This is a genomic window from Marinobacter sp. (genome assembly GCF_035268745.1).
Taxonomy (GTDB): Bacteria; Pseudomonadota; Gammaproteobacteria; order Pseudomonadales; family Oleiphilaceae; genus Marinobacter.
This window is the reverse complement of sequence record NZ_DATFKH010000055.1, coordinates 1-6,422: the sequence shown is the minus strand read 5'-3', so window position 1 is coordinate 6,422 and position 6,422 is coordinate 1. Positions and strand designations below refer to the sequence as shown.

Annotated in this window: 9 protein-coding genes; all 9 read left to right on the top strand. The window is 59.1% G+C overall.

Annotation, left to right across the window (positions count from 1 at the left end; genetic code table 11):
* Positions 1-20: 20 nt before the first annotated feature.
* The 9 genes from ubiE (at position 21) to VJ956_RS04760 (ending at position 6,256) form a co-directional block, all read left to right on the top strand.
* Positions 21-806: a bifunctional demethylmenaquinone methyltransferase/2-methoxy-6-polyprenyl-1,4-benzoquinol methylase UbiE gene (gene ubiE / locus VJ956_RS04800; protein ID WP_324082216.1), complete on the top strand. Its 786-nt coding sequence runs from the start codon at positions 21-23 to the stop codon at positions 804-806.
* Positions 806-1,465, top strand: a complete 660-nt coding sequence (locus VJ956_RS04795) for a ubiquinone biosynthesis accessory factor UbiJ (protein WP_414674383.1) — start codon at positions 806-808, stop codon at positions 1,463-1,465. The genes ubiE and VJ956_RS04795 overlap by 1 nt, the downstream gene beginning before the upstream one ends.
* Positions 1,462-3,111 carry a ubiquinone biosynthesis regulatory protein kinase UbiB gene (ubiB, locus tag VJ956_RS04790; protein ID WP_324082213.1) on the top strand — a complete coding sequence of 550 codons (1,650 nt, stop codon included), beginning with the start codon at positions 1,462-1,464 and terminating at the stop codon, positions 3,109-3,111. The genes VJ956_RS04795 and ubiB overlap by 4 nt, the downstream gene beginning before the upstream one ends.
* 14 nt (positions 3,112-3,125) lie before the next feature.
* On the top strand, positions 3,126-3,584 hold the full coding sequence (hisI, locus tag VJ956_RS04785; RefSeq protein WP_324082211.1) for a phosphoribosyl-AMP cyclohydrolase: 459 nt from the start codon (positions 3,126-3,128) through the stop codon (positions 3,582-3,584).
* The gene (locus tag VJ956_RS04780; RefSeq protein WP_324082209.1) at positions 3,577-3,906 is read left to right on the top strand and encodes a phosphoribosyl-ATP diphosphatase; all 330 of its coding nucleotides are present in this window, start codon (positions 3,577-3,579) and stop codon (positions 3,904-3,906) included. The genes hisI and VJ956_RS04780 overlap by 8 nt, the downstream gene beginning before the upstream one ends.
* 81 nt (positions 3,907-3,987) lie before the next feature.
* A complete protein-coding gene (tatA, locus tag VJ956_RS04775) occupies positions 3,988-4,257 on the top strand; it encodes a twin-arginine translocase TatA/TatE family subunit (protein WP_324082207.1) in 270 nt (89 codons plus the stop codon).
* Between the two features lie 10 nt (positions 4,258-4,267).
* A complete protein-coding gene (gene tatB / locus VJ956_RS04770) occupies positions 4,268-4,759 on the top strand; it encodes a Sec-independent protein translocase protein TatB (RefSeq protein ID WP_324082206.1) in 492 nt (163 codons plus the stop codon).
* Positions 4,756-5,523, top strand: a complete 768-nt coding sequence (gene tatC, locus VJ956_RS04765; RefSeq protein WP_324082204.1) for a twin-arginine translocase subunit TatC — start codon at positions 4,756-4,758, stop codon at positions 5,521-5,523. The genes tatB and tatC overlap by 4 nt, the downstream gene beginning before the upstream one ends.
* 13 nt (positions 5,524-5,536) lie before the next feature.
* Entirely contained in the window at positions 5,537-6,256 is a 720-nt protein-coding gene (locus VJ956_RS04760) for a 16S rRNA (uracil(1498)-N(3))-methyltransferase (protein ID WP_324082202.1), read from the top strand.
* The last annotated feature ends 166 nt before the right edge of the window (positions 6,257-6,422 follow it).

The following is a 6,422-nucleotide window of genomic DNA, read 5'->3' as shown; positions in this document are numbered from 1 at the left end:
GATTCTGACAGGACCTAGCCATGAGCGAACAGCAACCGGCGAATAAACCGGCCGTTAATTCCGGCGACGACGTGACCCACTTCGGCTTTCGCAATGTGCCGAAAAGCCAGAAAGCCGGCCAGGTGGCGGATGTTTTCCACTCGGTGGCAGGCAAATATGACCTGATGAACGACTTGATGTCCATGGGCATCCATCGCCTGTGGAAGCGGTTCACCATCGAATTGTCCGGTGTGCGCAAGGGTCATCAGGTGCTGGACATTGCCGGCGGCACCGGGGACCTGACCATGAAGTTCTCGGATCTCGTCGGCCCGACCGGCAAGGTTGTGCTTGCCGACATCAACGCATCCATGCTGCAGGTTGGTCGTGGCCGGCTCATTGATCGCGGTTACGCCGGCAACATCGAATATGTGCAGGCCGACGCCGAACACCTGCCATTCCCCGACAACAGCTTCAACGCTGTCAGCATTGCCTTCGGCCTGCGTAACGTCACCGACAAGGATCAGGCGCTGCGGGACATGGCGCGGGTACTGAAACCGGGCGGCAAGCTGATGGTGCTGGAATTCTCCAAGCCAACCAACCCACTGCTGAGCAAGGCCTACGATGCCTACTCTTTCAATGCCCTGCCGCTGATGGGCCAGCTGATTGCCGGTGACTCCGGCAGTTACAAATACCTGGCAGAATCCATCCGCATGCATCCCGACCAGGAAACCCTCAAGGGCATGATGGAAACCGCCGGCCTGGTGAACTGTAAATATTTCAACATGACCGGCGGCGTCGTTGCCCTGCATGTGGGAATCAAACCCTGATGATGCCCGGGCCCACACTGATGTCAGCCGTCACAGCCGTGCTTGAACGGGGTCTCAACCGGGCCCTGAGTCTGGACCCTGCTGGCAGGCAGGCGTTGATGGAAGCCCTGACCGGACCGGTTCAGTTTACTGTGGAGGCGCCACTCAATCTGACGCTGGCGCTGGTTCCTGCCACCAGCCGCGTTCAGGTAGTCAGCCAGCCGCCGCAATCCCCGGCACTGGAACTGGTGGGTCGTCCCCTGGCCTTCGCCGCGTTAGCCACCGGGGATGATCAGGTATTCAGCCAGAACCGCATCCGGGTCGTCGGCGATATGGCGTTGGCCCATCAGTTCCAGCGCGCCATTGATCAGCTCGACCCGGACTGGGAAGCGGCCATCGCGGAGTATCTGGGCGATGTGCCCGCCCACTTTGTGGGGCAACGCCTGCGTGGCGCGGTGAAATGGAGTCAACAGGCCTTCCGCTCTCTGAATGCCAATGTGGAAGAATACATCCACGAGGAAAGCCGGAGCCTGCCCGGGCGGCGTGAACTGGAGGCAACCTTCGAAGATATCGACCAGTTGAGTCTGCGTGCAGAACGCCTGGACGCCCGCATCCGGCAGCTTGAACCTGGCAATGAAAGCTCTGATGCCACTGAAAACAGGAAGCCGGAGTCATCGTGACGCGACTGCAGCGCCTTGTTCGGATTCTCTGGGTAATCTGCCGCTATCGGCTGGACACTTTTCTGCCGCTGAGCGAATTGCCGGTCCCGCTGAAAGTTCTGTTCATTCTGGCGCCCTGGCACCTGTTCCCGAAGCCCAGGCTGGACCGGGGCGACCGGCTGCGTCTGGCGCTGGAGGAGCTGGGGCCGGTCTTCGTCAAATTCGGCCAGATCCTGTCCACCCGCCGGGATCTGCTGCCCGATGATATGGCAGACTCACTGAAACACCTTCAGGACCGGGTGCCGCCCTTTCCCGGCGCCGAAGCCCAGGCCATTATCGAGCGTTCTCTGGGCGCGAGCGTCGGCGAGCTGTTTGCCAGCTTTTCCCGGGAGCCCATGGCTTCCGCTTCTGTTGCCCAGGTTCATGCAGCGACTCTCAGGAACGGCCACGACGTGGTAGTCAAGGTTATCCGGCCCGGCATTGAACGGGTTATCAATCAGGATATCTCGCTGATGTATCTGCTGGCCTCGCTGCTGGAACGTTACTGGTCCGAAGGGCCCCGGCTGCACCCTGTAGACGTGGTTGCCGACTACGACGCCACCATTCACGACGAACTGAACATGCAACGGGAGGCGGCCAACGCCAGCCAGCTCCGCCGCAACTTCGAGAATTCGTCGCTGATCTACATTCCCTGGATCGACTGGGACTATACCGGCAAGAATGTACTGGTAATGGAACGTATCCAGGGCATACCGATTGCCGACGTCGATGCCCTGAAGGAGGCCGGTGTCGACCTCAAGGTGCTGGCGGAAAAAGGCGTGGAAATCTTTTTTACCCAGGTGTTCCGGGACAGTTTTTTCCATGCCGATATGCACCCGGGCAACATTTTCGTGGATATATCGAATCCGGCCGATCCCCGATACATTGCCATTGATTTCGGCATTGTCGGTACCCTTGCGCCGGAGGATCAGAGCTATCTGGCCCGCAACCTTCTGGCGTTTTTCCGGCGGGATTACCGGCAGGTGGCAGAGCTTCATATCCAGTCCGGCTGGGTACCCGCGGATACCCGGGTCAACGAGTTCGAAACGGCGATTCGCACTGTCTGCGAACCGATTTTCGAAAAGCCGCTGAAAGATATTTCCTTCGGCCACTTTTTGCTGGGACTGTTTCAGACCGCCCGTCGCTTCAATATGGAAGTTCAGCCCCAACTGGTGCTGCTGCAGAAAACTCTGCTCAACGTCGAGGGCCTTGGCCGCCAGCTCTACCCGGAGCTCGATCTGTGGAGCACCGCCCAGCCTTTTCTGGAAAAATGGATGCGCGGGCGCATCGGCCCGGCAGGCCTGTTAAAATCACTGAAAATCCATTTACCGGAATGGATCGAGCAGTCGCCGGAAATGCCGCAGCTGGTGCACGATGTTCTGCTGCAGCTACGCCATTCCGGGCCCAGCGATAGCGCCAGCCGCCAGGCTATCGAGCTTTTGCGTGAAAGCCGGGGCCGGGCCGACCGGCGCTGGCGCCGCAGCATTACAGCGCTGGCGCTGGTGGGCATTGCCTGGTTCAGCGTCGACCACGACCTGGTCGCCCTGGTTCAGTCACTTCCCGCTCACAGCTGGATATTACTCGCAGGTGCAACCTGGCTGGTAGCCGGCATCGGACGCAAACACTAACGGACGTCACAGAAATGCAAGAAATCAACGCTACAGTAGGTCGTCCTGGCTGGCTTGACGAGATTCAGTGGAATGCTGACGGCCTGGTGCCAGCCATCGCCCAGGATGCCGCCTCGGGCGACCTGCTGATGATGGCGTGGATGAACGCCGAGGCACTGCAATTGACAGCGCAGGAGGGCCAGGCGGTTTACTGGTCCCGATCCCGGGGCAAGCTGTGGCGCAAGGGTGAAACCTCCGGGCATCAACAGATTGTTCGCGAACTCAGACTGGATTGCGACGCCGACGCCATTGTACTGAAAGTGGAACAGAAGGGTGGTATGGCGTGTCATACCGGGCGCCGGAGCTGCTTCTACCGCAAGCTGGAAAACGGCCGGTGGCAAAGCGTTGACCCGGTCCTGAAAGACCCGGACGAGATCTACGGCCAAGCCCCTGGCAAATCCGATAAAACATCAGGTGGTACCCGAGATGAGTGATGTTCTGCAGCAGTTGGCACAGGTACTGGAAGCCCGTAAACAGGCCGACCCGGACTCATCCTACGTCGCCAGCCTGCACCAGAAAGGCCTGAACAGGATTCTGGAAAAGGTCGGGGAAGAGTGCACCGAGACCCTGCTCGCGGCCAAGGATGCGGAGAACTCCGGGGAAACCCGCGAACTGATCAGTGAAACCGCCGATCTCTGGTTCCACACTATGGTGATGCTGTCGCGGCTGGGCCTGGGGCCGGATGATGTACTGCAGGAGCTTGCCAACCGGTTTGACCTGTCCGGACTGGAAGAAAAAGCTTCAAGAACCCGATAATTACGAAAAAGCGTGGTTTCCGGACCGGGCCTGAATTAACGTACAATCAACGAAACAGACACGTAACGTGAGGATCCCGACATGGGCATCAGTATCTGGCAGCTTCTTATTGTTCTTGGCATTGTTATCCTGTTGTTCGGAACGAAGAAACTCCGCAACATCGGTGGTGATCTGGGTGGCGCCATCCGTGGATTCAAAAAGTCCATGAGTGAAGATGACCCGAAAAAAGACGATGACTCCGAACAGGATGATGAAGGCAAGGCCAAGTCCGACACCCTCGAAGGCAAGGCTGACGACGATGTCCAGACGTCCGGAGCCAAAGAAACCCCACGGGACAAGTCCCACAGCTGAGACGGGCTGAATGTTTGATATCGGCTTTGTCGAACTGCTGATCTGCGGTGTTATAGCGCTTATCGTGCTCGGTCCCGAACGACTGCCCACGGCAGCCCGTGCGGCAGGACGCTGGGTGGGCGCAGCGCGGCGGATGGTCAGCCAGTTCTCGTCGGAACTGGACAGCCAGCTCAAGGCCGAAGAACTGCGCAAAGAACTCCGCGAGGCCGGGGACATTGGCCTTGAGGACGTGCAGAAATCCGTGCGCGGCGCGCTGGATGAGGCAAAAAAGTACGAACACATGGTCATGCCCGACAACAAGACGCCGAGGCAACGGCAGGCGACCCGGGAGACCGGGAACACCGGAACTGAAAAAACTGAAGAGCCCCGGGAAGCGCAGGTTACGGAGCAATACGAAGCGGACGAAGACCCCGCTGCTGCCAACAACTCGGGCCATTCCTCACTGGATAGGCCAGAGGACCCCGCAGAATCCGGGGACCCCTCGCCGGACAAGCGCACATGACCAGTCGGCAGGACAGCAGTGGCCAACAGGAAATGCCATTAATTGAACACCTGCTGGAACTGCGCAACCGGTTGCTGAAAATGGTTCTGGCGGTGGTGATCTGCTTCGCCGCGATCTATCCTTTTGCCAACGAACTCTACCTGTGGGTATCGGACCCGCTGACCTCCCTGTTGCCAGTCGGCCAGACCATGATTGCGACCGACGTCACTTCACCCTTTTTCGCGCCCCTGAAACTTGCTCTGGTACTGGCGGTATTCGTCGCCATCCCGGTGATTCTCTATCAGATCTGGAGCTTCATTGCCCCCGGCCTCTACGCCCATGAAAAACGGCTGGCGTTTCCCCTGCTGTTTACTTCGGTGATCCTGTTCTATCTGGGTGCGGCGTTTGCCTATTATGTGGTGTTTCCCCTGGTATTCGGTTTCTTCACCGCCATTGGTCCGGAAGGCATCGTTGAACTGCCTGATATAAGCAGCTATCTGAACTTTGTTCTGAAAATGTTTTTTGCCTTCGGCGTAGCGTTTGAAATCCCGATCGCGACGATTCTGCTGATTCTTACCGGGGCTACCACCCCCGCCGATCTGGCCGCCAAACGGCCCTATATTGTTGTGGGCTGTTTTGTGATCGGCATGCTGCTGACCCCACCGGACATCATTTCGCAAACCCTGCTCGCGGTCCCCATGTGGTTACTGTTTGAAATCGGCATCCTGTTCGGCCGGCTTGCCAAACGTGCCAGGGCAGAAGCCGAGGAAGCACCCGAGCCGTGAAGTCTGACCGGCCATGAACCTGGCATTATTGTTCAATACCGACTTTATTGCTCCGGACCGGGCACTGCTCACCGGCAGACGCCGCGCGCACCTGGAAACCGTGCTCAGAGCAACCGCGGGCGACTCTATTGCGGTTGGCCGGGTTGATGGCAACATGGGCACCGCAGAGATTGTCCGACTGACAGAGGACGAAGCAGAGCTTGCCGTTACCCTGGACTCCCGGCCCCCGGATGCCCTGCCGCTGACTCTGATTCTGGCAATGCCGCGGCCCAAGATGTTCCGCCGGGTGCTGCAGACCGCCACGGCACTTGGCGTGAAAGACCTCTGGTTAGTGAATGCCTGGAAGGTGGAAAAGAGCTTCTGGCAGACACCCTGGCTCCAAGATGACGCCGTCACCGAAAACATGATCCTCGGGCTCGAGCAGGCCATGGATACGGTGATGCCGCAACTTCACCTTCGCCAGCGTTTCAAGCCTTTCGTCGAGGACGAGCTGCCGGGACTTATCGGCGATCGCAAGGCTCTGGTTGCGCATCCCGGTGCGAGCGCCCCCTGCCCGACCCATCTCAATGCACCGACCGTGCTGTGCATCGGCCCGGAAGGCGGATTTATTCCCTATGAAGTAGCGAAACTGGAGGAGGCGGGTTGCCAGCCGGTTCACCTGGGCCAGCGGATTCTGCGGGTGGAAACGGCCGTGCCGGTGCTGGTTTCCAGGCTGTTCGATGGCTGTCGCTAGTGTCCCGTCTGGTTAATTCGCTGATCTACTGAGCCCCTGAAAGCCTTGAGAGCAAGGCGCGGTGGCGATGGTTTGGTGGTTCCAAATCGAGCCGACGCAACACCGCTGTCAAGGCTTTCAGGGGCTCCCGGAGGGCTTGTCGCTCGGGCCTCTGGACCTGTGTTGC